This window comes from Exiguobacterium chiriqhucha RW-2 (genome assembly GCF_000416965.1).
GTDB classification, from domain to species: domain Bacteria; phylum Bacillota; class Bacilli; order Exiguobacteriales; family Exiguobacteriaceae; genus Exiguobacterium; species Exiguobacterium chiriqhucha.
This window is the reverse complement of record NZ_ATCL01000020.1, coordinates 166,169-190,685: the sequence shown is the minus strand read 5'-3', so window position 1 is coordinate 190,685 and position 24,517 is coordinate 166,169. Positions and strand designations below refer to the sequence as shown.

22 protein-coding genes, 1 other RNA gene and 1 other annotated feature (1 of these 24 only partly in view) are annotated in these 24,517 nt (G+C 55.1%); of the genes, 8 read left to right on the top strand and 15 right to left on the bottom strand.

The features are described from left to right. Nucleotides 1-13: 13 nt before the first annotated feature. The 3 genes from alaS to M467_RS25055 form a co-directional block, all read right to left on the bottom strand. The gene (gene alaS / locus M467_RS25065; protein WP_021066929.1) at nucleotides 14-2,653 is read right to left on the bottom strand and encodes an alanine--tRNA ligase; all 2,640 of its coding nucleotides are present in this window, start codon (nucleotides 2,651-2,653) and stop codon (nucleotides 14-16) included. Between the two features lie 310 nt (nucleotides 2,654-2,963). Further along, the gene (gene recD2, locus M467_RS25060; protein ID WP_034797288.1) at nucleotides 2,964-5,171 is read right to left on the bottom strand and encodes an SF1B family DNA helicase RecD2; all 2,208 of its coding nucleotides are present in this window, start codon (nucleotides 5,169-5,171) and stop codon (nucleotides 2,964-2,966) included. A 70-nt stretch (nucleotides 5,172-5,241) separates the two neighbouring features. Then, on the bottom strand, nucleotides 5,242-5,928 hold the full coding sequence (locus M467_RS25055; protein ID WP_021066927.1) for a magnesium and cobalt transport protein CorA: 687 nt from the start codon (nucleotides 5,926-5,928) through the stop codon (nucleotides 5,242-5,244). 116 nt (nucleotides 5,929-6,044) lie between these two features. Between M467_RS25055 and M467_RS25050 the strand changes: the two genes are divergently transcribed. The 3 genes from M467_RS25050 (at nucleotide 6,045) to M467_RS25040 (ending at nucleotide 7,375) form a co-directional block, all read left to right on the top strand. After that, entirely contained in the window at nucleotides 6,045-6,593 is a 549-nt protein-coding gene (locus tag M467_RS25050; protein WP_021066926.1) for a VOC family protein, read from the top strand. A 63-nt stretch (nucleotides 6,594-6,656) separates the two neighbouring features. Further along, on the top strand, nucleotides 6,657-6,932 hold the full coding sequence (locus M467_RS25045; protein WP_021066925.1) for a hypothetical protein: 276 nt from the start codon (nucleotides 6,657-6,659) through the stop codon (nucleotides 6,930-6,932). Then, nucleotides 6,929-7,375, top strand: a complete 447-nt coding sequence (locus M467_RS25040; RefSeq protein ID WP_021066924.1) for a hypothetical protein — start codon at nucleotides 6,929-6,931, stop codon at nucleotides 7,373-7,375. The genes M467_RS25045 and M467_RS25040 overlap by 4 nt, the downstream gene beginning before the upstream one ends. A gap of 44 nt (nucleotides 7,376-7,419) precedes the next feature. Here M467_RS25040 and M467_RS25035 read toward each other — a convergent pair whose 3' ends face one another. From M467_RS25035 to cymR, 4 genes are read right to left on the bottom strand one after another with little or no spacing between them, the layout of a single operon-like run. Continuing rightward, nucleotides 7,420-8,085 carry a tetratricopeptide repeat protein gene (locus M467_RS25035; RefSeq protein WP_021066923.1) on the bottom strand — a complete coding sequence of 222 codons (666 nt, stop codon included), beginning with the start codon at nucleotides 8,083-8,085 and terminating at the stop codon, nucleotides 7,420-7,422. Between the two features lie 4 nt (nucleotides 8,086-8,089). Beyond that, complete coding sequence (mnmA, locus tag M467_RS25030; RefSeq protein WP_021066922.1) at nucleotides 8,090-9,211, bottom strand: tRNA 2-thiouridine(34) synthase MnmA; 1,122 nt, start codon at nucleotides 9,209-9,211, stop codon at nucleotides 8,090-8,092. A 3-nt stretch (nucleotides 9,212-9,214) separates the two neighbouring features. Next, nucleotides 9,215-10,351 carry a cysteine desulfurase family protein gene (locus M467_RS25025; RefSeq protein WP_021066921.1) on the bottom strand — a complete coding sequence of 379 codons (1,137 nt, stop codon included), beginning with the start codon at nucleotides 10,349-10,351 and terminating at the stop codon, nucleotides 9,215-9,217. A 17-nt stretch (nucleotides 10,352-10,368) separates the two neighbouring features. Then, nucleotides 10,369-10,776 (bottom strand): cysteine metabolism transcriptional regulator CymR, encoded by a 408-nt coding sequence (gene cymR, locus M467_RS25020; protein WP_021066920.1) that lies wholly within the window; start codon nucleotides 10,774-10,776, stop codon nucleotides 10,369-10,371. Between the two features lie 60 nt (nucleotides 10,777-10,836). On the opposite strand from cymR, the gene M467_RS25015 reads away from it, so the two are divergent. Beyond that, nucleotides 10,837-12,144, top strand: coding sequence for a replication-associated recombination protein A (locus M467_RS25015; RefSeq protein WP_021066919.1), 1,308 nt, complete (start codon nucleotides 10,837-10,839; stop codon nucleotides 12,142-12,144). A 24-nt stretch (nucleotides 12,145-12,168) separates the two neighbouring features. Here the strand turns inward: M467_RS25015 and M467_RS25010 are convergent, their stop codons facing one another. The 3 genes from M467_RS25010 to M467_RS25005 all read right to left on the bottom strand — a co-directional run bounded on the left by M467_RS25010 (nucleotide 12,169) and on the right by M467_RS25005 (nucleotide 14,508). Then, entirely contained in the window at nucleotides 12,169-12,936 is a 768-nt protein-coding gene (locus M467_RS25010) for a tRNA threonylcarbamoyladenosine dehydratase (RefSeq protein ID WP_021066918.1), read from the bottom strand. A gap of 95 nt (nucleotides 12,937-13,031) precedes the next feature. After that, a non-coding RNA gene (gene ssrS / locus M467_RS31625) (6S RNA) lies at nucleotides 13,032-13,218 on the bottom strand. A gap of 75 nt (nucleotides 13,219-13,293) precedes the next feature. After that, nucleotides 13,294-14,508, bottom strand: a complete 1,215-nt coding sequence (locus tag M467_RS25005; RefSeq protein WP_021066917.1) for a DASH family cryptochrome — start codon at nucleotides 14,506-14,508, stop codon at nucleotides 13,294-13,296. Nucleotides 14,509-14,852: 344 nt separating this feature from the next. On the opposite strand from M467_RS25005, the gene M467_RS25000 reads away from it, so the two are divergent. Continuing rightward, nucleotides 14,853-15,497 (top strand): YczE/YyaS/YitT family protein, encoded by a 645-nt coding sequence (locus M467_RS25000; protein ID WP_031200136.1) that lies wholly within the window; start codon nucleotides 14,853-14,855, stop codon nucleotides 15,495-15,497. 71 nt (nucleotides 15,498-15,568) lie between these two features. Here M467_RS25000 and tnpB read toward each other — a convergent pair whose 3' ends face one another. The 3 genes from tnpB to M467_RS24985 form a co-directional block, all read right to left on the bottom strand. Next, nucleotides 15,569-16,741, bottom strand: coding sequence for an IS200/IS605 family element RNA-guided endonuclease TnpB (gene tnpB / locus M467_RS24995; RefSeq protein WP_021066914.1), 1,173 nt, complete (start codon nucleotides 16,739-16,741; stop codon nucleotides 15,569-15,571). A 163-nt stretch (nucleotides 16,742-16,904) separates the two neighbouring features. Further along, nucleotides 16,905-17,939: a zinc-binding dehydrogenase gene (locus M467_RS24990; RefSeq protein WP_021066913.1), complete on the bottom strand. Its 1,035-nt coding sequence runs from the start codon at nucleotides 17,937-17,939 to the stop codon at nucleotides 16,905-16,907. A gap of 91 nt (nucleotides 17,940-18,030) precedes the next feature. Next, on the bottom strand, nucleotides 18,031-19,743 hold the full coding sequence (locus tag M467_RS24985) for an ABC transporter ATP-binding protein (protein WP_021066912.1): 1,713 nt from the start codon (nucleotides 19,741-19,743) through the stop codon (nucleotides 18,031-18,033). 118 nt (nucleotides 19,744-19,861) lie between these two features. Between M467_RS24985 and M467_RS24980 the strand changes: the two genes are divergently transcribed. The 3 genes from M467_RS24980 (at nucleotide 19,862) to M467_RS24970 (ending at nucleotide 21,340) form a co-directional block, all read left to right on the top strand. After that, the gene (locus M467_RS24980; RefSeq protein ID WP_021066911.1) at nucleotides 19,862-20,212 is read left to right on the top strand and encodes an iron-sulfur cluster biosynthesis family protein; all 351 of its coding nucleotides are present in this window, start codon (nucleotides 19,862-19,864) and stop codon (nucleotides 20,210-20,212) included. Continuing rightward, complete coding sequence (locus M467_RS24975; protein WP_125318019.1) at nucleotides 20,185-20,403, top strand: hypothetical protein; 219 nt, start codon at nucleotides 20,185-20,187, stop codon at nucleotides 20,401-20,403. Before M467_RS24980 ends, M467_RS24975 begins: the two co-directional genes overlap by 28 nt. Nucleotides 20,404-20,488: 85 nt before the next feature. Continuing rightward, entirely contained in the window at nucleotides 20,489-21,340 is an 852-nt protein-coding gene (locus M467_RS24970; protein WP_021066909.1) for an alpha/beta fold hydrolase, read from the top strand. Between the two features lie 40 nt (nucleotides 21,341-21,380). Here M467_RS24970 and aspS read toward each other — a convergent pair whose 3' ends face one another. After that, nucleotides 21,381-23,153 (bottom strand): aspartate--tRNA ligase, encoded by a 1,773-nt coding sequence (gene aspS, locus M467_RS24965; protein ID WP_021066908.1) that lies wholly within the window; start codon nucleotides 23,151-23,153, stop codon nucleotides 21,381-21,383. Next, nucleotides 23,150-24,430 carry a histidine--tRNA ligase gene (hisS, locus tag M467_RS24960; protein WP_021066907.1) on the bottom strand — a complete coding sequence of 427 codons (1,281 nt, stop codon included), beginning with the start codon at nucleotides 24,428-24,430 and terminating at the stop codon, nucleotides 23,150-23,152. The genes aspS and hisS overlap by 4 nt, the downstream gene beginning before the upstream one ends. A gap of 40 nt (nucleotides 24,431-24,470) precedes the next feature. Further along, nucleotides 24,471-24,517: a binding site (T-box leader), on the bottom strand; it runs 187 nt beyond the window's last position.

The window sequence follows — 24,517 nt, the reverse complement described above, 5'->3', positions numbered from 1 at the left end:
ACTTCACATTCTATTATGCCAGTGATTGAACGTAATGTGAAGCAAACTTCAATGCTTCGTCCAGTTTTGTCGCGTCACGGCCTCCGGCTTGTGCCATGTCAGGACGGCCTCCACCGCCACCGCCGCAACGTGTTGCCACTTCTTTAATCAATTTCCCGGCATGGAAGCCACGGTCGTTCAAGTCTTTCGTCACCCCTGCGACGAGGTTAACCTTGTCGCCGTTCGCCGAACCGAGCAAGATGACGGCTGAACCGAGCTTGCCTTTCAATTCGTCGACCATGCCACGGAGCGCGTCCATGTCTTGTCCGTCGACGCGTTTGGCAATCAATTGGACATCGCCGAACGTTTCGATGGCGTCAGTGAGGGACGACGCTTCGATGTTCGCAAGCTTCGCTTTGAGCGATTCGCTCGCGCGTTCGAGTTCTTTCATTTCAGCTTGAAGCGCTTGGACACGTGTCGGCACTTCGAGCGGTTTTGTCTTGAGCAGTTTCGCTGCCGTCTCGAGCGTCTCAATATGCTGGTTCATCACTTCGTAAGCCCCAGCGCCTGTGACTGCCTCGATGCGACGTGTACCGGCCCCGATTCCTGACTCCGACAAGATTTTGAAGAGTCCGATTTCAGCCGTGTTGCCGACGTGACAACCACCGCAAAGCTCGACCGAGTCACCGGCCGCGACGACGCGGACGACGTCCCCATACTTCTCACCGAAGAGCGCCATCGCACCTTTCGCTTTCGCGTCGGCGATGTTCATCTCTTCGATATCAACAGCGATTGACGCCCAGATGCGTTCGTTCACTTGACGCTCGATCGACTGAAGCTCTTCAGCTGTCACTTGACCGAAGTGCGAGAAGTCGAAGCGGAGGCGATCCGGTGTCACGAGTGAACCCGCTTGGTTGACGTGCTCACCGAGCGTGTCTTTCAACGCGCGATGCAACAAATGCGTCGCCGTGTGGTTTTTGATAATCGCTTGACGTGAGTCGAAGTCGACTGTCGCCGTCACCGCGACCTCTGCCTTGGCGACACCCGATGTGACCGTGACCGTATGCAAGTTTTGGCCGTTCGGTGCTTTCGAGACGTCTTTCACGTGAAGGACGAAGTCCGACCCGACGATTTGGCCTTTGTCACCGATTTGTCCGCCGCTCTCTGCATAGAATGGCGTCTGGTCGAGGATGACTTGCGCTTCTTCGCCTGCTGCGACGACGTCGACGAGCTCACCATCGTGAATCAAGCTGATAATTTTTGCTTCCGTGCCGAGGTTCGTGTAACCGACGAATGATGACGCGAGCGTGATGTCTGCGAGTACGCCTGACTGGATTTGCATCGACTCGACGTCGGCGCGGGCTGTCCGGGCACGTTCGCGCTGGGCGTTCATCGCTTGTTTGAAGCCGTCCTCGTCGACTGAGAGGTTATGGTCTTCAGCATACTCAATTGTCAACTCGAGCGGGAAACCGTACGTATCGTAAAGACGGAATGCATCTTCTCCGCTGATGACGTTCAAACCGGCTGCTTTCTGTGCTTTCGCGACTTCGTTCAAAATGGCAAGACCGTCATGAAGCGTCTCGTGGAAACGCTCTTCTTCGTTCTTGACGACTTTCTTGATGAAGTCTTTCTTCTCACGGACTTGCGGATAGAAGTCGACCATGATGTCACCGACGACGTCGACGAGCTCATACATGAACGGACGTTCGATCCCTAGCATCTTCGCATAGCGAACGGCACGGCGGAGCAGACGACGAAGGACGTAGCCACGGCCTTCATTCGACGGGAGGGCCCCGTCACCAATCGCGAACGATACGGTCCGGATATGGTCGGCGATGACTTTGAACGCCACATCTTTGCTGCTGTCGGCGCGATACGTCTCGCCGCTGATTTTTTCTGTCTCGCGGATAATCGGCATGAACAGGTCGGTATCGAAGTTCGTCGGCACGTCTTGCATGACGCTCGCCATCCGCTCGAGACCCATCCCTGTATCAATGTTTTTCCGTGGGAGCTCGGTATAGTTCCCGTGCCCGTCATGGTTGAACTGACTGAAGACGATGTTCCAGATTTCAAGGTAGCGTTCGTTCTCGCCGCCTGGGTATAGTTCCGGATCCGTCGGGTCGTCGCCGAACGCCGGTCCGCGGTCGAAGAAGATTTCCGTGTTCGGGCCAGACGGGCCTTCCCCGATTTCCCAGAAGTTCTCTTCAAGTGGGATGATGCGGTCAGCCGGAACGCCTAGTGCGAGCCAGATTTGTTTCGCTTCTTCATCTTCCGGGTGAATCGTCACCGACAGGCGGTCCGGATCGAGTCCGTACCACTCATCGCTCGTGAGGAGTTCCCAGCCCCATTTAATCGCATCTTCGCGGAAGTAGTCCCCGACCGAGAAGTTTCCGAGCATCTCGAAGAACGTATGGTGACGAGCCGTCTTCCCGACGTTCTCGATGTCGTTCGTCCGAATCGACTTCTGCGCATTGACGATGCGGGGGTTGGCAGGAATGACGCGGCCATCGAAGTATTTTTTAAGCGTCGCGACACCTGAGTTGATCCAAAGAAGCGTCGGATCCTCGACCGGTACGAGCGAGGCACTCGGCTCGACACTGTGTCCTTTTGATTTGAAGAAATCTAAATACATTTGGCGAATCTGTGCGCCAGTTAATGGTTTGAGCGGTTTCATCAACAATTCCTCCTTCAGTTTAAACGAAACGAAAAAAAGCGATGCTCATCCCTGTGGAAAGGGACGAAAGCATCGCTTCGTGGTACCACCCTCGTTCGCACGGCAAAGCCGTGCCTCGAACATCCGATAACGCGGATGAGGCGCCCAGGGTGAGTGGGGACTCCAGACTAGCTTCGGTCGACCGGACCCCCATCTTCTCACAGCCTAGGAAGATGTCTCTGGTGAGGCGGTTACGACGTACTCATTTCCTTCATCGTCTTTAATCGTTTCAGTTTTCTATTGGTCATTATCACACGTCAATCGGGAGACGTCAAGACTTGCCGCCTAGCCGCTCGACGAGTTTCGTCCGCCGCACCGGTTCCTCTTCCCGTGTCGCCGCCTCGAGCGCACGCACGTCCCCGAACAAGAGCAGGCTCTTCTTCGCCCGCGTGACAGCCGTGTAAATCAAGTTGCGCGACGAGCGGAAGCCGCCGTTAAAGAAGACGGGCATGAGCACGATCGGGAACTCGGACCCTTGCGACTTATGAATGGTGATGGCGTAGGCGTGGGTGAATTGGTCCCATTCGCTCCGGTTATACTCGACCTCGGTTTGATCGAAACGGATATAGATTTTATCGACCTTGTCGACGTTCTCTTTGGCGTAAAAGATGTTCGTGATTTCGCCGATGTCACCGTTGTAGACGTTCTCCTCGGCGTTATTGACGAGTTGGAGCACTTTGTCCCCGTTTCGATACGTCCGGTTGCCGTGCTTCACTTCCCGGGCCGCCGATTTCGGATTGAACACGTTTTGAAGTGCCTCGTTCAAGCCGTCGATGCCGCATACCCCGCGGTACGTCGGCGCGAGCACTTGGATATCGAACGGTGAATAGCCTTTTCGTAGTGCGGCCCCTGCCATTTGGCAGATGGCTTGAAGTGCCGTCTCTTGGTTGGCCGTATAGAAACGGCGGTCCGGCAGCGCCGCGAGCAAATCGTCCGGCATCTGTTTCGCGTTGAGCGCGTGCGCCAGGCGCAGGATGCTCGACTCGGACGCCTGCCGATGGACGACATCAAGGCGGACGACCGGGATGCCGTCGGTCGCCATCAAATCGGCGAGCACTTGGCCCGGTCCGACCGAAGGCAATTGATCACGGTCCCCGACGAAGAGAATCTTCATCCCGTTCGGCACGGCCCGGAGCAGACTTCGGAACAAGAAGATATCGATCATCGACGCCTCATCGACGATGAGCACTTTTCCGACGAGCGGATTCGTGTCATCGACTTGGAACGAACTGCCATCGAACTTCAAGAGGCGGTGAATCGTCGACGCCGGTAAGCCCGTCGACTCACTGAGCCGTTTCGCAGCTCGTCCGGTCGGTGCGGCGAGCACGAACGGGAACGGTTGATTCTGTACCGGTTCGAGCTTCCAATCGAACACATCGCTAAGCGCGTGGATGATGCCGCGGACGACGGTCGTCTTCCCGGTACCCGGTCCACCGGTGAGTACCATGAGCGGCGACTTCAAAGCGAGTTCAATCGCTTCTCGTTGTTGTTTCGCATACTCAATCGAGAACATCTCTTCGACGCGTCCGACCGCATCGAAAATCGTCGTCATATCGACGTCTTCTGTCGTCGAGGTCGACATGATGCGCGCGAGTTCTTCGGCCGCTTTTTGTTCGGCCCGGTACACGCGCGGATGATAGACGACCCCGTCTTCGACGATGACTCGCTCATCGTTCGCGAGCGTCTCGAGCGCCGAGACGAGTGCCTCACCCGGGTCGCCGCCGATGATGCGCGGCATCTCGTTCGCGAGTTGGTCGGCCGTGACGAACAAATGCCCGTTTCCTTGCTCGAGCTCGAGCACGTATAACACGGCCGCAGCAATCCGTTCCGGATGAATTCCTTGAATTCCGAAGTGAGCGGCGATGGCATCGGCCGTCTTGAAGCCGATACCAGGGACATCATACATGAGGGCGTATGGATTTTTTTCAATCGTCTCCATCGCCCGTCCTTCATACTCTTTATGAATCTTTGAGGCGAGGCGCGGTGTCACGTCGAACGGCGCCAAAAACAATAGCAACTGGTCGACCCCATACAAGATGTTCAACCGTTCGGTGATGACGCGGGCTTGTTTCTCTTTCAAGCCGTCGACGTTTGACAAAAGGCTCGGATGCTTGACGATTTGATCGATACAGTCGTCTCCGAGTGCGTCAGCAATCTTCTGGGCCGTCTTTTGTCCGATTCCAGGGAACGAACCGTTCGTTAAAAAGCGGACGGCCGCGCGCTTCGTCATCGGGACGACACGACGAATCCACTCGGCCTTCATCTGTTTCCCGAACCGGGGATGGTCGACGAGACGCCCGTGCGCTTTGTATGTCTCACCTTTTTCAATGCCGACGCCGACACCGGCGATGACCATCTCGGTCTCGTCTGTCTCAAAATTCTTTTCTTTTATACGTACGAGCGCGATCGTGTGCGCTTCTTCTTCCGATTGAAACAGGACGCGGATGACTTTTCCTGTCAACTCGTAAGGTGCTGCCATCATTCGAGCCACCTCCAGCTAGTTTTCCATCCCCCATTATAGCCCGAGTTGAAACGATAGGACAAATCGCCTAACTGAACAGGTTCAAGATGCGCTCAAGTTGATCGAGGTCGACCCGTTCCAAGATTTGAATGAGTTGATCGAGATCGATTCGGTTCAAGATCCGTTCAAGTTGATCTAAGTCCACGGTTTCAAGCAACCGTTCGAACCGTTCCAACTCGCCCGAATTGACATACCCTTCGAGCCGCTCGAACAGTTCGGTCCGCTCGATGCGGAACAATTGCTCCAAAGATGGCCGCTGAATCAACAACACGAGACCTGCGGCAACGACATGGACACCCCAGTTGAGCACGACATGACCGAGCCGCACCGTCTGTCCGACGAACGGGATGAGCGGGATGAACGACAACTGCAACACGATGATGGCGAGCTGGATGTATGGATTTGGGATGAACCAAGCCACAATCGCGAGCAGGGCTGGTACGACCCAGGCCACCCCGACCGTCCCGAGCGTTACGGACCAAGAGCGATGAGTCGACAACACCCAATGCATGATGATACCGAGCACGAAGAACGTCGCGAATAAGACTAACAGGACGGTCGACGCCCGCTCCGACTCGACGACGACCCGGAACAACAGATTGTTTGTCCATTCGCCCGTCGCTAAACGTTCGTCGATGGCGGCAAACAGACGACCGAGCATAAACCATTCGATGATAAAAAAAACAAGGACACTGACCAGACTGATCAATCGCATACACTTCTCCCCTCTCAATTGTTATTCCATTTCCCGAACAATTGGACGGCTATGCACGTTTTTCGTCGAATCAAAGCGGGAACTGTTCGAGTGAACCTATGAAGGAGGGACTATGTATGACGAAACGTATTCCAATCAGTGGCCTGTGTGAACTCGTGTTAGAAGTGACCGATATGGCGGAGGCCGTCGACTTTTGGCACGGCAAGCTCGGACTTCCCGTCGTCGAACAATGGGTCGGTGACGATGCCGAGCCGAGCGAAGCACAGGAACAGGCGGACGAACCATGGGCGACGTGGCTCTATGTCGGGGGGAACACCCGTCTCGGCCTCTGGCTGAAACGTGATTTCACATCGGAAGAAGAATCGAATCGGCAAGAAGAGGTGACCGAGTGGGATACGCTCTATGATGAGGGCGGCGCCCACGTCCACTGCGCGTTCTATGTGCCGATGGACTCGTTCGACCAAGCGCTCGAGGTATTAGAGGCGTCAAACATCCCGACGAAGCTCCGGACGTGGGACGAAGACGAGACGGTCAACGGCAAAGAGCGCTCGGCCTACTTTAAAGACCCGAGCAAGAACGTCATCGAGCTGTATACGAAAAACATGGACGAGGCGTACGAGAAGTTCGGTGGCGAGCCCGTAAAAATCACGACGAAGCAACTCTGATTCACGTATACGCTCGACAACCCCACATGATACGATGAGAGAAAATGGAAAAGGTTGTGTTTTATGCGTTTCTTCCCACTTCTGATCATGACTGGGTTAACCGTTCTCACGCTCGGACTCTATTTCGTGTTCGATGCGTTTCCTACGCTCGACCGGCCGACTTCGTTTGCCGCCTTATCGTTTTTGTCATTCGGCGCCATGTTGCTCATCTTAACGGATGGGGTACGCCGGACCAAATCAGGAACGGGCGTCGTGTGGAGCTATATCGCGCTCACCGGCGCGTTGTTCGTGACGATTTTTAATGTTTCGGTTTGGATCATCGGGGAGGTGGCGTCATGACGCTCATCTTACCAGAATGCATCACCGGCTTTTCATACGGCGACTGCCCCGCCCCCGAGTTCGATGATCAATCGTTCCGAACGGTTTGTTTCGATTACGCCCGTCGTAAAGGTGGGACGTGTAGCATCATCCTCGGGGACTCGGTCACCCCGAACTATGACCAAGCGACCATCACCATCCGTGGACGTAGCATCTATGTGCTGCTCAGCAGAGTTTATCCCGTCATCGGCATCTCAAAATATGAACCGTTTCAGTACGAGTATATCGATGTGCCCGAACTGACCGATTTGTTTCCTGATTTATATCAAATCCCATCAGCGGCGGAGTTGAATGAGCGGTTCGATTTGTCGCTACAGCCGTTTCTGAACAAGGCGGAACGCGGAGAAATCGAATATTGGGAACCAGAAACAATTGGTAACGTCATCTTCCATTATTGGGACTAACAAAAAGCGCCTCTCGCAAACACTGCGAGAAGCGCTTTATTGATTTAGTTACCGAGCAGCTCATCCATTTTCGCTTTCGCGTCATACGCGAGCGCATGGTCCGGTTGCAACTCGAGCACGCGTTCAAGCTCGGCGTACGTCTTGTCTTGTTCTCCGAGGAACGCGTAAGCGATCGCCAAGTTGTAGCGGGCGTCCGTATGGCTCGCGTCGAGGTCGAGCGTATGCTCGAGCGCTTCGACGGCCATATCGAGCTGTTCGTTCTGTGCGAGCGCGAGCCCGTACTGGAACGAAATCTCGACGTCTTCTGGCGCCTGCTTCATCGCCTCGCGAAGACGTGGCAACGCCCGGACGAAATCGCCCATCGCCTTGTACGTCAAGCCGAGCATGAAATGAAGGTCGGCGTCGTCCATCCCGGCAAGGAGCGCCTGACGAAGCGAAGCCTCCGCCAAGTCGAGCTGTTCGAGCTCATAGGCGAGCGCTCCCTTCGCATAATGCGCCGCGCCGAACGCGTTGTCGAGTTCGAGCGCCTTATCGTAAAAGACGATGGCCCGTTCATGGTCACCGATTGCTTGTAGGAGCGTACCCATATTGACGTAACCAGTCGGGTCGGTTGAGTCCGCTTCGATGGCAGCGTTGAACTGCTTGGCCGCCTGTTCGAACTCACCTTGTTGCATCGCTTGGATGCCTAATTCGTTTGCGTTCAAAATCATCACCTCATCCGATATAGTCGAGTCGTTTTCCGTTTCGATACGCTTCGTCAATCGTCGCACCGCCGAGGCAGATGTCGCCATCATAGAAGACGACCGCTTGGCCTGGTGTGATGGCGCGTTGCGGCTCATCAAATTTCACGAGCACTTCGCCATTTTCAAGTGGTGCGATCGTCACGGGTACGTCTTGTTGACGGTAGCGGAATTTCGCCGTAGCCCGGAACTCACCTGTTGGGACGGCACCTGTCCATGACAACTTCGAGGCGAGCAGCGCGTCCGAATAGAGCGCGTCATGATGGAACCCTTGGCCGACGTAGAGGATATTTTCTTCGACGTTCTTGCCGACGACGAACCATGGGTCCCCGTCGCCGCCGATGCCGAGACCGTGGCGTTGACCGAGCGTGTAATACATGAGCCCGTCATGGTTTCCTTTTTGTTCCCCATCGAGCGTCTGCATGATGCCTGGTTGTGATGGCAAATACTCCGAGAGGAACTCTTTGAAGTTTCGCTCTCCGATAAAGCAGATGCCCGTCGAATCTTTTTTCTTCGCTGTCGCGAGTCCCGCTTCTTCGGCGATGACACGGACGTCTTTCTTGTCCATATGACCGATCGGGAACATCGTCCGCGCGAGTTGGTCTTGTGACAACTGGTTCAAGAAGTACGTTTGGTCTTTATTGTCATCTTTCCCACGAAGGAGTCGATGCTCACCGTCGACATACTCGACCCGTGCGTAGTGCCCGGTTGCGACAAAGTCGGCACCGAGACGAAGCGCGTGATCGAGGAACGCCTTAAACTTGATTTCCTTGTTACACATGACGTCCGGGTTCGGCGTCCGTCCGAGACGGTACTCGGCCAAGAAGTATTCGAATACGCGGTCCCAATATTCTTTCTCAAAGTTGACCGCGTAATAAGGGATTCCGATTTGGTTCGCGACCGCGATGACATCTTCATAGTCTTCGGTCGCCGTACAGACACCGTTCTCGTCCGTATCATCCCAGTTTTTCATAAAGATTCCGATGACGTTATAGCCCTGCTCTTTCAGCAGATGGGCCGTCACCGATGAATCGACGCCGCCTGACATCCCGACGACGACCGTCGTCTCAGCAGGGGTTTTTGTGCGTAAGTTCATTCGTTATCTCACTCCGTTCGTGAATGTCGAGACGACCTCAGAGAGTCGTTCGGCGAGCCGTTCCACGTCTTCGACCGAGTTGCCGTGTCCAAAGCTGATGCGGACGGACTGTTTCGTCCGTTCCGACGTCCCGAACATCGCCGTCAATACGTGTGACGGTTCGATCGACCCGGCCGTGCAGGCACTGCCGCTCGAGATGGCAAAACCGCGCATGTCCATCATGATCAGGAACGGTTCGAGCTCGATGCCCGGGAGATACAAGTTGACGATGTGCGGCAAGCGATTCGCCCCGTTCACGTCATACTCGACTCCAAGTTCATCGAGTCGCCCGAAGAGCGCCTCAGCCATTTGCTGATACGTGTTCACCCGTTCGGCCCGTTCGATTTTGGCCAGTTCGGCTGCTTGTTGGAACCCGACGGCACCCGGAACGTTTTCCGTGCCGGCTCGACGTTTCCGTTCTTGTTGTCCTCCAAAAGAACGCGTCGCTAATTTTACACCTGTTTTCATAAAAAGAAAACCGATACCTTTCGGGCCGTTGATTTTATGGGCCGAGGCCGACAATAAATCGACACCGAGCGCCTTGACGTCAATCGTTTCCGTGCCGAGCGCTTGGACCGCGTCTGTATGGAAATAGGCCTGATGGTCGGCGAGGAGCGCCCCGATTTCCGCAATCGGTTGCAATGTGCCGACCTCGTTGTTGCCGTACATGACCGAGACGAGAATCGTATCGTCCCGGAGTGCGGATCGGACTGATTCAAGCGTCACCGCACCCGTCGCGTCGACATCGAGATACGTCACATCGAAGCCTTCCCGTTCGAGTTGCTCCATCGCGTGCAGGACGGCGTGATGTTCGACTTTCGTCGTAATCAAATGTTTGCCTTTATGTTGATTCGCGTACGCCGCGCCGAACAACGCATAATTGTCCGACTCGGTCCCACCCGACGTGAAGACGATCTCGTTCGAGGTCGCCCCGATCCACGTGGCGAGTGTCCGGCGTGAAGCGTCTAACGCGGCGCGGGCCGTCCGTCCGATGCCGTGGATGCTCGACGGATTGCCGTATTGCTCGAGCAAATACGGCGTCATCGCCTCGAGCACCTCCGGACGCATCGGCGTCGTTGCGGCATGATCAAAGTAGTTCATGTTCGTTCACCTCACCTTTAAATATAGAACATATAGCCGTCTGAATCTTCTTCAGCAAGATCGGCAAGTGTCGTCTCTTCGAGCACTTTCTCGATTGCGGCTTTGATTTTATCCCATAGCTTCCGTTTCACGGCGTCATCTGCCTCTGAATCTTCGACAATCGTGAGCGGGCCTTCGAGCAGACGGATGATTTCTCCAGCCGTGATGTCCGTCGCCGGTTTGACGAGCTGATAGCCGCCATACGCCCCGCGCACGCTCTTGACGAGACCACCGTTGCGGAGTGGACCGATCAATTGCTCTAAGTAATGTTCCGGCAAGTCATGCCGGGCCGCAATCTTTTTCAAGCTGAGCGGTTTATTGTCCGTTTCCCGAGCCAGTGCGATCATGATCGTCAATCCATAACGACCTTTTGTAGATATTTTCATCTTCATGTCTCCTTCTGCTATACTAATCGAACAAACGTTTGTCGAAAGGAATGTGTACGTATGAGTGATTTATTTCAGCAATCGAATAGCGGCCCACTCGCCAATCGGATGCGGCCGGAAACGTTAGACGAAGTCATCGGTCAACGCCACATCATCGGCGAAGGCAAATTGTTGCGCCGGGCCATCGAGGCCGACCGTCTCGGCACGATCATCCTGTATGGACCGCCGGGAACGGGCAAGACTACGCTCGCCCGCGTCATTTCAAATTATACGAAAGCGACGTTCGTCCAATTGAACGCCGTCACGGCCAAACTTGATGAACTACGAAGTGTCATCCGTGAGGCCGAGTCCCGGTTCGACTTCGAACAAGAACGAACGATTTTATTTTTAGACGAGATTCATCGTTTCAATAAATTGCAGCAAGACGCCCTGCTCCCGGCACTCGAGGCCGGCAAGCTCATCTTGATCGGGGCGACGACCGAAAACCCGAGTTTCGAGGTCAACGCGGCGTTGCTGTCGCGCGCGACCGTGTTTCGGCTCGAACCGCCTGGACCAGACGAACTTCGTGTCGTTTTGGAACGGGCTCTAGCTGATAAAAAAGGACTTGGCAATTATCCGGTCAAGATTGAGGAAGCCGCCGTGGAGCATTATATCAAAATGGCGGACGGTGACTACCGCGTGCTGTTGAACGCGCTCGAACTGGCCGTGTTGACGACACCCGAGATTGACGGCAAAATCGACATCACGCTCGAAGTCGCCGAAGAGTCGATTCAACAAAAAGCAATCAAGTACGACAAGACGGGCGACCGGCATTATGACGTCATCTCGGCGTTCATCAAGTCGATTCGTGGCTCAGACCCGGACGCGGCCCTCTACTGGCTCGCCGTCATGATCGAGGCCGGTGAATCACCGCGCTTCATCATGCGCCGGCTCTACGTCCATGCGGCCGAAGATATCGGGCTCAGTGACCCGAACGCGCTCGTCATCGTCGATGCGGCCGCCCGCGCGAGCGAACATGTCGGTTTCCCGGAAGCGCGCATCCCGATGGCACAGGCCGTCCTTTATCTTGCGACGGCACCGAAATCGAACGCGGTCATCACCGCCATCGACAAGGCGATTCATCACGTCCGTACCGTCGAGGGCGGTCCGGTCCCGGTCCATCTCCGCGACGCCCATAGCCCGGGTGCCCGTGAGCTCGGCAACGGTGCCGGCTACAAATACCCGCACGACGAGAAAGATGGCTACGTCCCGCAAAACTATTGGCCAGAGAATCTGGCCCGGAAACGTCCTAAATATTATACACCGACGAGCCGTGGCTTCGAGCAACAGCTGCAAAAACGGCTCGACTATTGGGAAAAACGACGCTGACTCTGATGAGCCGGCGTCGTTTTTTCATTTCTGGATGCGGTTGATCTCGACACCCGCTGTCTCGAGCATTTGATTGATGACATAGCCCGCAGCGACGAGGCCTGCGACCGACGGGACGAACGCGTTCGAACTCGGCGGCATCTTCGCTTTACGGATCGGGGCATCTTTCTTCCCGACGACCTCGTTCACGTCTTCGCGTGTCACGATCGGTGACTCGTCCGAGAAGACGACCGGGACGCCTTTATGGATACGCTCTTTACGGAGACGTGTCCGGACCATCTTGGCGATCGGGTCGTACGTCGTATCCTTGATGTCGACGACTTTGATGCGCGTCGGGTCCATCTTGTTGGCCATGCCCATGCTCGAGATGACCGGGATGCCCCGGCGTTTGCACTCGACGATCAAATGAATCTTATAGATAATCGTATCCGAGGCGTCGATGACGAAATCGAGGTCTTGGGCGAAGAATTCTTCGAACGTCTCTTCTGTATAGAACATTTTCAGTTTGACGAGCTCGAGCTCCGGGTTGATGTCGAGGAGACGTGTTCCCATCGCTTCGACTTTCGGTTGCCCGACCGTCGACAAGAGCGCGTGGATTTGGCGGTTGACGTTCGTGATGTCGATGTCATCCTTATCGACGAGGACGATGCGTCCGACTCCGCTCCGGGCAAGTGCCTCGGCCGCGAACGACCCGACACCGCCGACACCGAGGATGGCGACCGTCTTACCTTTTAATGCTTCTAAACCTTCTTGACCGATGGCCAACTCATTACGTGAAAACTGGTGTAACATACTCTTCCTCCAAATGAATCCTATTTTCTCACACTATTTTACTCGGAATTATAATCAAAAAAAAGACGTCTAGCGACGTTTTTACAATAAAATCGATGGGACCCGGAGTGCCGTGACGATGCCCTGCTTTTGAACCTGCTTAAGCAGGTGGGTGACCTAGCGTCCCCTTCACAAGTCCTCCTGCACGTGATGAGGCAGTTGATCTGGATGGCAGTTCGGTCTCCCGTATTCAAAGTGTTGGCTCAAAATAACGAAGGCGGCTCTCGTACACCTCAGGTATCCCATCTGTTGCCCTTACTATAGCACTGTCTGTAAAAAGAAGTCAATCAGAAACGACGACTTCTTATGACAGTTTCGTCACAACCAGCTGTTACGAAACGCACCGGTCGGGTCGTACGTATCTTGTTGCCGCGTGACGTTGAAACGGCGATCTCGCGAGTCGTTGCCGACGCCGGCCTGGTACGCCCAATTGCCGGTATTGCTGGCAACATCATAGTCGATCAGCATCGATTCGAAATACGACGCGCCGATACGCCAGTCCTGCCCGAGCTCTTTCGCAAAATAGCTCGCGACGATTTGACGCCCCCGGTTTGACATCCATCCCGTCGCGTTCAATTCGCGCATGAACGCATCGACGAAGTCGACGCCCGTCTCTCCCGCTTGCCAACGCCCGATGACGTCATCGTCCACGCGCCATGTCTTCTGTTTCGAACGGATGCCTTGGGCGCGGAACAGTCGTTTCCCTTGCTCGAGGGCGACCCATTGGAAGAACTCGCGCCAGAGCAGCTCGAAATAGAGCCAATACGTCGACTCGTTCGCCCCGTATGACCGCTCATGTTGCTCGAGCTCGTGCAGCACCCGTCGCGGTGACAACGAGCCGTTGGCAAGATAAGCCGACAGTTTCGATGAGTCGTCGACCCCGAAGCCGTTCCGTGTCTCTTTATACGTCCGGACCGGACCGGCCAAATAGGCCGCGAGCCGTTCCCACCCCGCCCGTTCCCCGCCTCGAAATGGAAACGCAGTCCGTGCGTCGTATCGCGGCTGTTCATAAGCGATCGGAAAATCGACGGCTCGCAGTTCCTTCGCAGGCGAGCGCTCAATCAAACGGTCCGGTCTTGCATCATTTTCCACTGCTTTCCGGAACTCGGTGAAGAGGAATGGCAGTTTCTCGAACGGAATCTCGTCGCGTGGATAGAGCATGAACCCGTCGAACGCCTGACACTCGCCCTGCCACGCGGTCATGACCTCACGTTCGCGTTTCCGTTCGTTATAGCCGATCGACCGTTGGAACAACAGGCGGTCAGTCGGTTCGAACATGTCGAGCGGATGACCGACATGGACGAAGAGCGGGATGCCGAGCGCTGCGAGCGAACCGGCCAAGTCGTCGAGTGACTCGTTCAAAAACTGAAGTCGCCGTGGTCCGAGCGGCGTATGGCCGAACCGGTTTTCAATGAGCTCTTCTTGTGGAATGATGTAGTGACCTTCAATCGGATCGTCATGCCGGAGCGCCTCCTCGAGCGGACGATGGTCGTCGACCCGTAAATCATTTTGATACCAGATAATCGTCTTCATTGATTTCGCCTCCTCCCCCCATTATGGAACATGAATCCCGGTGCTCGCTTAGACGAAACTGTACGAAACATGTTTTCATTTCCGGAACGGGTGGAATATACATCATTAGAACAGAAAGGGGTGCAGCAACATGGCTAGAAAAGGTAAATTTGGTACACTCATTAAAGTCGCGACGGCGGTCGCACCGTTCGTCTACGATTACTATAAAAAGAACAAAGCAAAAAAAGCATCAACACCTAAAAAGTGAGCCAAGCGCTTCGGACCTCGTCCGAGGCGTTTTTTTCTTCTGTTGAAACCAGATATGATATGATGATGGAACATTTTAGGGAATCGAGGCGACCATCATGCACGCGGTATGGGTACAATCTTTACGAATCAGTTTGAAGTGGGTGTTATTCATGGGTGGTCTATTCTTGCTCGCCCTTGGGTCTTCGATGATGATCACGGCCGACCTCGGCGTATCGACATGGGACGTGCTCCATCTCGGGCTCGCCCGCCATACCCCGATCTCTGTCGGGACAATCATCTTGCTCGTCGGTCTCCTGCTCGTCTTCTGCAAGTACATACTGGACCGGATTCGGCCCCAGTTCGGGACGCTCGTCAACGCCGTCTTCGTCGGCGTGTTCATGAACTTGATTCTCGACCATCATTGGTTGCCGCAACTTGACGGCATCGCACTCAACATCGCCTGGCTCATCCTTGGCATCTTCGTCATCGGGATGGGTGCCGGATTGTACGTCGCCATCGGTTACGGGGCCGGCCCACGGGACGGATTGACGCTCGCTTTGGCCGACCGGTTCAACACGTCGGTCCGGATGATGCGGACGTGGATGGAACTGACGGCTTGCCTCATCGGCTGGGTGCTCGGCGGACCGGTCTTTTTCGGAACGGTGCTGTCGATTTTCCTGATCGGCCCGTTCTTCCAGTTTTGGCTTGAACAGTTCCGGCGCCTCGTCTCAGTCATCGACCGGGCGAAAGTGGCCGCTTGAACTACCCCCACCTACGCTTCGCTTGGAGGTGGAGGATTCCTGGGTGATCCGGTCTGACGACCGGAACCTGATCAGGCTAGCCCCGTCGTCCCGACGGTTGAGGAGGCCAGGATGCGCTCGGCCTCGCGTTTGAGGTTCAGTCCTGCGTTCACATCGCGGTCGTGATGGGTCCCGCAACCCGGGCATGTCCACTCGCGCAGACCGAGATGCTTCACGTCCTTGTGTTGATGGCCGCAACTCGAACAGAGCTGGCTCGAGGCGAACGTTTTCCCGACCTTCACGACGGTCTTGCCGTACCAGTCCGCCTTGTATGCGAGCATGCGGAAGAACTCCGACCAACTGACGTCAGAGATGGACTTGCTCAACTTGCGGTCCTGCTGCATGTGCTTCACCTGCAGGGTCTCGATGCCGATGACGTCGTGGCTTTTGACGATCTCGGTCGACACCTTGTGCAGGAAGTCGGTGCGCTTGTTGGCGATCTTCTCATGGATGCGGGCGACCTTCCGCTTCTGCTTCTGGTAGTTCTTGGCCTCGGACAGCTTGATGTTCCGGTTCAGGGCGATGAGCCGACGCCGCGACAGCTTGCGTTGCTCGCGCGCCAGTCTCTTCTCGAGCGAACGGAAGTAGCGGTCGTTTTGGTACACCGTGCCGTCGGACAGGACGGCGAAATGCTTCAGGCCTACGTCGACGCCGACCGAGGAGCCGGTCTTCGGCAGCTCGTCGACCTCCTGCTCGACGCAGAGGGAGACGAAATGTTTGCCCGAGGCGTTGCGTCGGATCGTGGCGTTCAAGATGCGGCCCTCGACCTTCCTCGAGTTGGCGAACCGGACCCACTTCAGCTTCGGGAGTTTGAGCTTGTTCCCGACGATCGACACCTCAGGAAGTTGAGACTTGCCTTGGATGTTCGTCTTGTAGGATTGGACCGGGTTCCGTTTCGACTTGAACCGGGGCCGTCCGTTCTGCTTCTTGAAGAAGCGGTCATACGCCTCGGCCAGGTGCTTGACGCTCGCTTGGACAGAGGTGCTATCGACCTCCCTCAGCCAGTCGAACTCTTGCTTCAAGGCAGGGATTTTTTTCGAACAGGAACCGTAGGACAGTCCTTCTCCTGTCGCCTCGTAGGTCTCTTCCCACTTCGCTAGAAAATGGTTGAAGACGAAGCGGGAACAGCCGATCGTCTTGGCGATCAGGATCTCCTGCTCCGTTGTCGGGTAGATCCGGAATCGATACGCTTTTTGCTTCAACATGATGTTCACCTCCTCTAGGTATTTATACCCAAAAGAGAGGGTGGCGATTCATTGCCCACTTTCACTGGGGCTTCGCCCGTCACGTTTAGAAGTGGGCGTATTCTCGCCTAATTTTGATAAAAAAGAGAGGAAATCGGACACAGTCCGGTTTCCTCTCTTTTCGTTATGGCACGAGGACAATTTTCCCGAATTTGCCCCGTTGTTTGAAATACGTTTGGGCGTCCCGCGCCTCAGCAAGCGGGAACATCCGATCGACGAGTGACCGAATCTTACCGTCCTCAATCGCCTCGAGCATCGCTTGGAACTCGGCCCGCGTGCCGAGTACGGAGCCGTACATGGTGATATGTTTCAAATACAGCTTCCGGAAATCGAGGTTCGTCTGTTGTCCCCCGGCCGAACCGGAAATACAGAACTTACCGCCGTTTTTCAACACCTCGAGCGACGTCGCGAACAAGGCGTCACCGACGACATCAAGGACGGCATCGACCGGCCCGCCGTTCGCCTCGAGAATCTCGTCGGCGAGTGTCTCGGAGCGGTATGAAAAGACACGGCTCGCGCCAAGTTCTTTCAGCTTCGCCTCATCTTTCAAGTCGCCGACGATGGCGAATACGTTCGCACCATGCACGTTCGCCGCGATTTGGACGTTGAACGACCCGACCCCACCGCTCGCACCGGTGACGACAATCGTCTGCCCCGGCTGAATCTCAATCTGCTCATTCATATGCCACGCCGTCAACCCGCTCACCGTGAAGACGGCGCTATCGACGAAACTGTCGAGCGGCATATCGTAACAGAGTGCGGCCGGCCAAGCGACATATTCGGCATAACCGCCATCGTACTCGGAACCGATGAACGACATATCGTCAGCGATATGCTCTTCCCCGTCCTGCCCGCTCGATGTGAACGGGAACAGGATGACGCGACGTCCTACCATCGTCTCCTCGACCCCGCTGCCGACCTTCACGACTTCCCCGGTGATATCTGAACCCGGGACCCGTGGGAACTGGACCCCTTCCGGTCGCCAGCCTGACTCTTTGGCCGTCCCATACGCCCCTTCTCGCATCCAAATCTCGGTATTGTTAATCCCGCACGCCTTCACGCGCACGAGCACTTCTCCTTGTTTTAGGCTCGGAATCGCGACATCGACGACTTGTAATTGATCGACGTCACCGTAACCGATGACCTGTATTGCTTTCATCACTTGTTTTCCTCCTCATCACAACTATATTCCTGTCTATACCCCACTAACGCACGACAGCCACCAAAAATTATTGGTGGCTGCCCATTCCTTATAGTTGTTGGCGTCTGAGCAATCCGGCGAACACGCCGCCTTTCATGCTCAATTCATCGTGCGTCCCGTCCTCGACGATGCCGTCAGCGGTGACGACGAGGATGCGGTCGGCATTTTTCACCGTCGCTAAGCGGTGGGCGATGATGAGCGTCGTCCGGTCGGCCGCGAGTTCATTGAGCGAGTCTTGAATGATCGCTTCCGTCTCCGTGTCGAGCGCGGACGTCGCCTCGTCCAAAATCAAAATCGGTGGATTTTTGAGGAACATCCGGGCGATGGCAATCCGTTGTTTCTGTCCGCCCGACAGCTTCAAGCCCCGCTCCCCGATTTGCGTATCGAGGCCGTACTGCAACTCGTCGACGAGCGAGTTCAAATGTGCTTTCTCGACCGCATGCATAATTTCCGCGTCGGTCGCATCCAGCTTCCCGTAAGCGATATTCTCACGAAGTGTTCCCGCGAACAAGAACACGTCCTGTTGCACGATTCCGATTTGGCGTCGCAGACTCTCTTTCGTCATATCGCGGATGTCCATACCGTCAATCGTGATGGCACCGCTCGTCACGTCATAGAAACGAGGGATGAGCGAACAAATCGTCGTCTTCCCAGCTCCGCTCGTCCCGACGAGGGCGACCGTCGTACCTGACTTGATGTCGAGGTCGATGTCAGTCAACACTTGGCGATAGTCTGAGTAGCCGAACGAGACGTTTTGGAAGGCGATGTCGCCTTTCAGTGCCGTGACGTCGACGGCGTCCGGACGGTTCTCGATGTCTGGGGCCTCGTCCAATAATTGCGTGAATCGTTTGAAGCCGGCCATCCCTTTCGGATACATCTCGAGGAGGGCTGTGATTTTCTCGATTGGCTTGATAAGCAAGTTCATATAGAGGATGAACCCGACGAGCTGCCCGTAAGACAGTTGACCTTGATACGTCAAATAGGCGCCGTAAACGAGTACGAGCAGCGTCATGAGCCGCGTCGTAATATAAATGCCCGCAAGCGATTTACTCATGACTCGATACGCCTCGATTTTCGAGCCGCGGTAGAAGTTATTGTCTTTCTGGAACCGCTTGATTTCGAACGTCTCGTTCGTGAACGATTGGACGACACGCGCGCCGGAGACGCTGTCCTCGACACGGGCGTTCACTTCACCGATGTTCGTATACATCTTTTGCCACGCCTTGTTCATGTTTTTGTTGGCGTACGTGATCATGATGACAAGGAATGGCACGGCGACGACCGTCACGAGCGCGAGTTGCGGGTCAATCGAGAACATGATTCCGAACGCACCGAGCAGTGTCATGATGGCGATGAAGAAATCTTCAGGACCATGGTGCGCCACTTCGCCGATATCGAACAAGTCGTTCGTCACCCGACTCATCAGATGGCCGGTCTTATGATTATCGAAGAACCGGAACGACTGTTTATGGATGTGGGTGAACAGCTCTTCCCGCATATCGGTCTCGATATTGATGCCGAGCTTATGCCCCCAATAGTTGACGACGTACTGCATCATCATGGCGAGTATGTAAAGAATCAATAGGCCGATGCTGATGATGATAATCCAATTCCATTCCCCACCCGGCAACAGGTCGTCGATGAACCATTGTACGGCGAGCGGAAAACCGAGCTCGAGCAGGCCGACGAGGATGGCGAACGAGAAATCGAGGATGAATAACTTCTTATGTGGACGGTAATAACTAAAAAAACGTGAGATCATGTCGTTTCCCCCTTCTAAACAAATAGTTTACGCCTTTTTGCAGGAAGTGGAAAACGGGAAGCACGTCTTTTTCAATCTTTTTTCCAGCGAGGTATAATAGACATAAGGAGTGATACCCATGAACGTACAAATTACAGAACGCGCTCAGGCGCGGATTGATGCCTTAAAAGGCGACCGTGACGGACAAATGCACTTGTTTTATGAGACGGAAGGTTGCGGCTGTGGCAATAGCGGCATCTTCGAGATTCGCTACGTGACCGAGACGACACCAGAAGATGTCGAGATTGATTCGAACGTCGGCCCGATTCTCATCAAGAACTGGACGAAAATCTTTTTGGACGAGGACATGATCATCGACTATCGTGACGATAAACGGACGCTCGTCTTGAAGAGTAACGGCCAAGTGTTCAACTCGAACTTGCTCGTGACCGATGGGACCGGTTGCCAGTTGAACGTCCCGAGCCGATGAAGCAGGCGTTACGCGACCATCCGAGCCTCTGGCTTTGGTTCATCCTCAGCTTCGGGCTCGGCCTGTTCGGCATTTACCTGGCGTTCGCGGACTCGGTCTACACGATGACGGCCGTGATCGCCTCACTGTTCGCCTTCGGATTCGCGCTTCAGCGAACGGCGAAAAAGATGAATGACCAAGAGGAAAACTAACAACAGATAAAGAAATGAAGAGAAGGTGTCGGACAATTCGGTCGACCCTTCTTTTTTAATACATACGATTTGGAGGAATTTGAAATTGAAACGCTATATGATTCATTGCCAGGACATCGATGTCCGCGTCACCGAATGGGGCGAACGCGACAAGCCAGTCATCTTTTGTTTGCACGGCCTAGGCAGTACAGCACTCAGTTTCATCGAAGTTGCGGACAAATTGCAATACGACTTCCGCATCCTTGCGATTGATGCACCAGGTCATGGGATGTCCCAATCTTTTCAGAACGAGCATGCATACGACTTCCCTCGCTTTTGTGAGTGGCTGAATCAAGTGCTCGACATGCTTGATGTGAACCGTTTTTATTTCCTCTCCCATTCCTGGGGGTCTTTCATCCACCTCTACTATTTGATCGATCAAGGCGACCGCGTCGACGGTTCAATTTTGATTGATGGTGGGTATCAAAGTAAGCGGCTGCGCGGACGCTCTTCAGAGAAAGAGGCGGCGTATTACGAAACAGATTTTGAAGTTTTTTGTGAGACTTGGGGCGAATTCGAATCGATGGCGGTCTACGATGGGATCTCGAGACGTTCCCCACTCCTAGATTTGGCCGCGCAAGACCTTGCCGTACATAGAGACAACCGATACTATTGGCACGCTCGCGGAAAAACTGGTGCAGCCATCATTCGATCGATGTATCGCGATGAGGTGCTCGATTTTTCAAGCCGGGTGCAATCGAACTCGATCATCCTGTTGCGGGCGACGCTTCCAGAAGCAGATGAGCCATTTAAAATCGATGCATCGAATCAAATCGCCGAATTGACCGGTGCCGTCGTCAAACCCGTCCCATCCGCTTCACACATGCTCCATTGGGAAAATCCAGATCGTGTCGTTCAAGAAATCAAAGAAAACTGGGTCACATCTGTTTCCGTGTAAGTAAAAGGAGGTTCGCCGCGGCGAACCTCCTTTTGATGGCTTATTTCTTCTCTTTCAATGCGGTACGAATCGACAACTCTTGGAGTTGCGCGTCCGCGACCGGGCTTGGTGCTTGTGTGAGCAAGTCGCTCGCCGACGCCGTTTTCGGGAAGGCAATCGTGTCACGAAGGTTCGAACGACCCGCGAGAATCATGACGAGACGGTCGAGACCGAGCGCGATACCTGCGTGCGGCGGTGTGCCATATTCGAACGCTTCGAGCAAGAAGCCGAACTGGTCGACTGCTTCTTGTTCTGTGAAGCCGAGCAATTTGAACATGCGCTCTTGAATGTCACGCTCATAAATCCGTTGCGAGCCGCCACCGAGCTCATAGCCGTTCAAGACGAGGTCATAGGCAAGGGCGCGTACGCTCGCTGGATCCGTCTCAAGCAAGTGGAGGTCTTCACGGTTTGGCATCGTGAACGGGTGGTGGTTGGCGTAGAAACGGCCGTCTTCTTCTTCGAACGTGACGAGAGGGAAGTCCGTCACCCAAAGGAAGTTGAACTTCGACTCGTCGATGAGCCCGAGCTCATGACCGAGCTTGACGCGAAGCGCGCCGAGGCTGTCGGCGACGACTGTCGGTTTTGATGCCACGAAGAGGAGCAAGTCGCCCGCTTCCGCGTTCGTCGCTTCCATCAACTTCTGAGCGTACGTCTCGTCGAAGAACTTGGCGATCGGTCCGTTCAAGCCTTCTGGCGTCACTTTGAGCCAAGCGAGGCCTTTCGCGCCGTAGACGGCCGTGAACTCTTGAAGCTTGTCGATATCTTTACGCGAGAACTTGTCCGCCTCGCCTTTGACGTTGATCGCTTTGACTTGTCCGTTCGACTCGAGCGCCATGTCGAACACTTTGAAGCCGGCACCTGTGACGGCGTCCGCGACGTCGATGAGTTCAAGACCGAAACGTGTGTCCGGTTTATCTGAACCGAAACGGCGCATCGCCTCTTCGTGCGTCATCCGCTCGAACTTGGCCGGCGTGTCGGTGCGACCGAGCGTCGCTTCCATGACTTGCGCCATCATCGATTCCATCATCGCCATCAAGTCTTCGACGTCCATGAAGCTCGTCTCGATATCGACTTGCGTGAATTCCGGTTGACGGTCGGCCCGAAGGTCTTCGTCACGGAAGCAGCGTGCGATTTGGAAGTAACGGTCGAATCCAGCTACCATGAGGAGCTGCTTGAACAACTGTGGTGACTGTGGAAGTGCGTAGAATTCGCCGCCGTGAACACGGCTCGGGACGAGATAGTCACGCGCGCCTTCCGGTGTCGACTTCGTCAAAATCGGCGTCTCGACTTCGAGGAACTCTTCTTCCGTCAAGAAGTTACGGATCGTGTTCGACGCCTTCGAGCGGAGACGGAACGTCTCTTGGAGTGCCGGACGACGGAGGTCGAGATAACGGTATTTGAGACGGAGGTCTTCCGATACGTTCTCGGCCTCGTCACCGATTGGAATCGGCGTCATCTTCGCCGCGTTCAAGATGTTGATTTCAGAGGCGATGACTTCGATGTTCCCGGTCGGCATATTCGGATTCTTGTTCTCACGTTCGAGGACAGTTCCTTTAATATCAAGTACGTATTCGCTGCGGATCGACTCAGCGAGCTTGTGCACCGCTTCGTTTTCCGGGCGAACGACGACTTGGACGATGCCTGTGCGGTCACGAAGGTCGATGAAGATGAGGCCTCCGAGGTCGCGACGTTTTTGTACCCATCCTTTAAGTTGTACGTCTTGGCCGATGAGTGATTCTGTCACGCGGCCGTTCATATGTGTGCGTCCAATCATTGTCCTGCTCCTTCCGATAGTTCACGAATTTTATCTGCGACGGCCGAGAGCGGCACGTCAACTTGTTCCCCGGTCGCCATGACCTTGAGGGAGGCCGAGCCGCGTTCGACTTCATCGTCTCCGAGGATGACGGTGAACTTCGCGTTCAAGCGGTCAGCTTGTTTGAATTGTCCTTTGAACTTGCGGCCGAGATAGTCGCGGTCCGCCTTGAAGCCTTCGATGCGAAGCAGTTGCAACAGGCGTGTCGCCGTCACTTCGACTTCGGATCCGCCTTGGGCGACGACGAAGACATCAAGTCCCGTCTCGAGTGCCGGGAGCACCCCTTCATTCTCGAGAGCGAGGATGAGACGCTCGAGCCCGATCCCGAAACCGATGCCCGGCATGTCCGGTCCACCGATGTCTTGGACGAGACCGTTATAGCGTCCACCGCCGCATAGCGTCGTGATGGCGCCGAAGCCTTCTGCCTCTGACATGATCTCGAACGCTGTGTGCGTATAGTAGTCGAGACCGCGGACGAGCGTCGGGTCGACGACGTAAGCGACGCCGAGCGCATCCAAGTGCGCGAGTACTTTCTCGAAGTACGTCTTCGACTCTTCGTTCAAGAAGTCGAGAATCGAAGGTGCCGACTTCATCGACGGGTGGTCGCGGTCGACTTTGCAGTCAAGGACGCGAAGCGGGTTTTGGTGCAATCGCGTCTGGCAATCTTGGCACAGCTCATGCTGGACCGGTTCGAAGTGACGGATGAGCGCTTCGCGGTGAGCGTTGCGGCTCTCGGCGTCACCGAGCGAGTTGACGACGACCTTGATTTGCTTCAGGCCGAACGATTTGTAAATCGTGTAGGCGAGGCTGATCACTTCTGCGTCGACGGCCGGGTCACTGCTACCGATCGCCTCGACACCGTATTGGTGCAGTTGGCGGAAGCGTCCTTTTTGTGGACGCTCGTAGCGGAACATCGGTCCCATGTAGTATAGTTTCGTCGGCTGGTCAGGGCTACCGAACAGCTTGTTCGTGACGAATGCGCGGACGACCGAGGCCGTCCCTTCCGGACGGAGCGTATACTCGTCCTTGCCTTTCTTGACGAGCGTGAACATCTCTTTTTGGACGATGTCCGTCGTCTCGCCGACGCTGCGTGTGAACAGGTCGGTCGTTTCAAAAATCGGGGTACGAATCTCTTTATAGTTGTAACGGGCGCTGATGTCGCGTAGTTTCTCTTCGACATACTGCCACGTCTCGACCGTGCCCGGAAGCAGGTCTTGTGTGCCGCGTGGTGCTTTCATCTAAAATTCCCTCCTTAGAATACAAAAAGGCCCTCGTCCGCAAAGGGACGAGAGCCTGTTAAAGTTTCCCGTGGTACCACCCTCGTT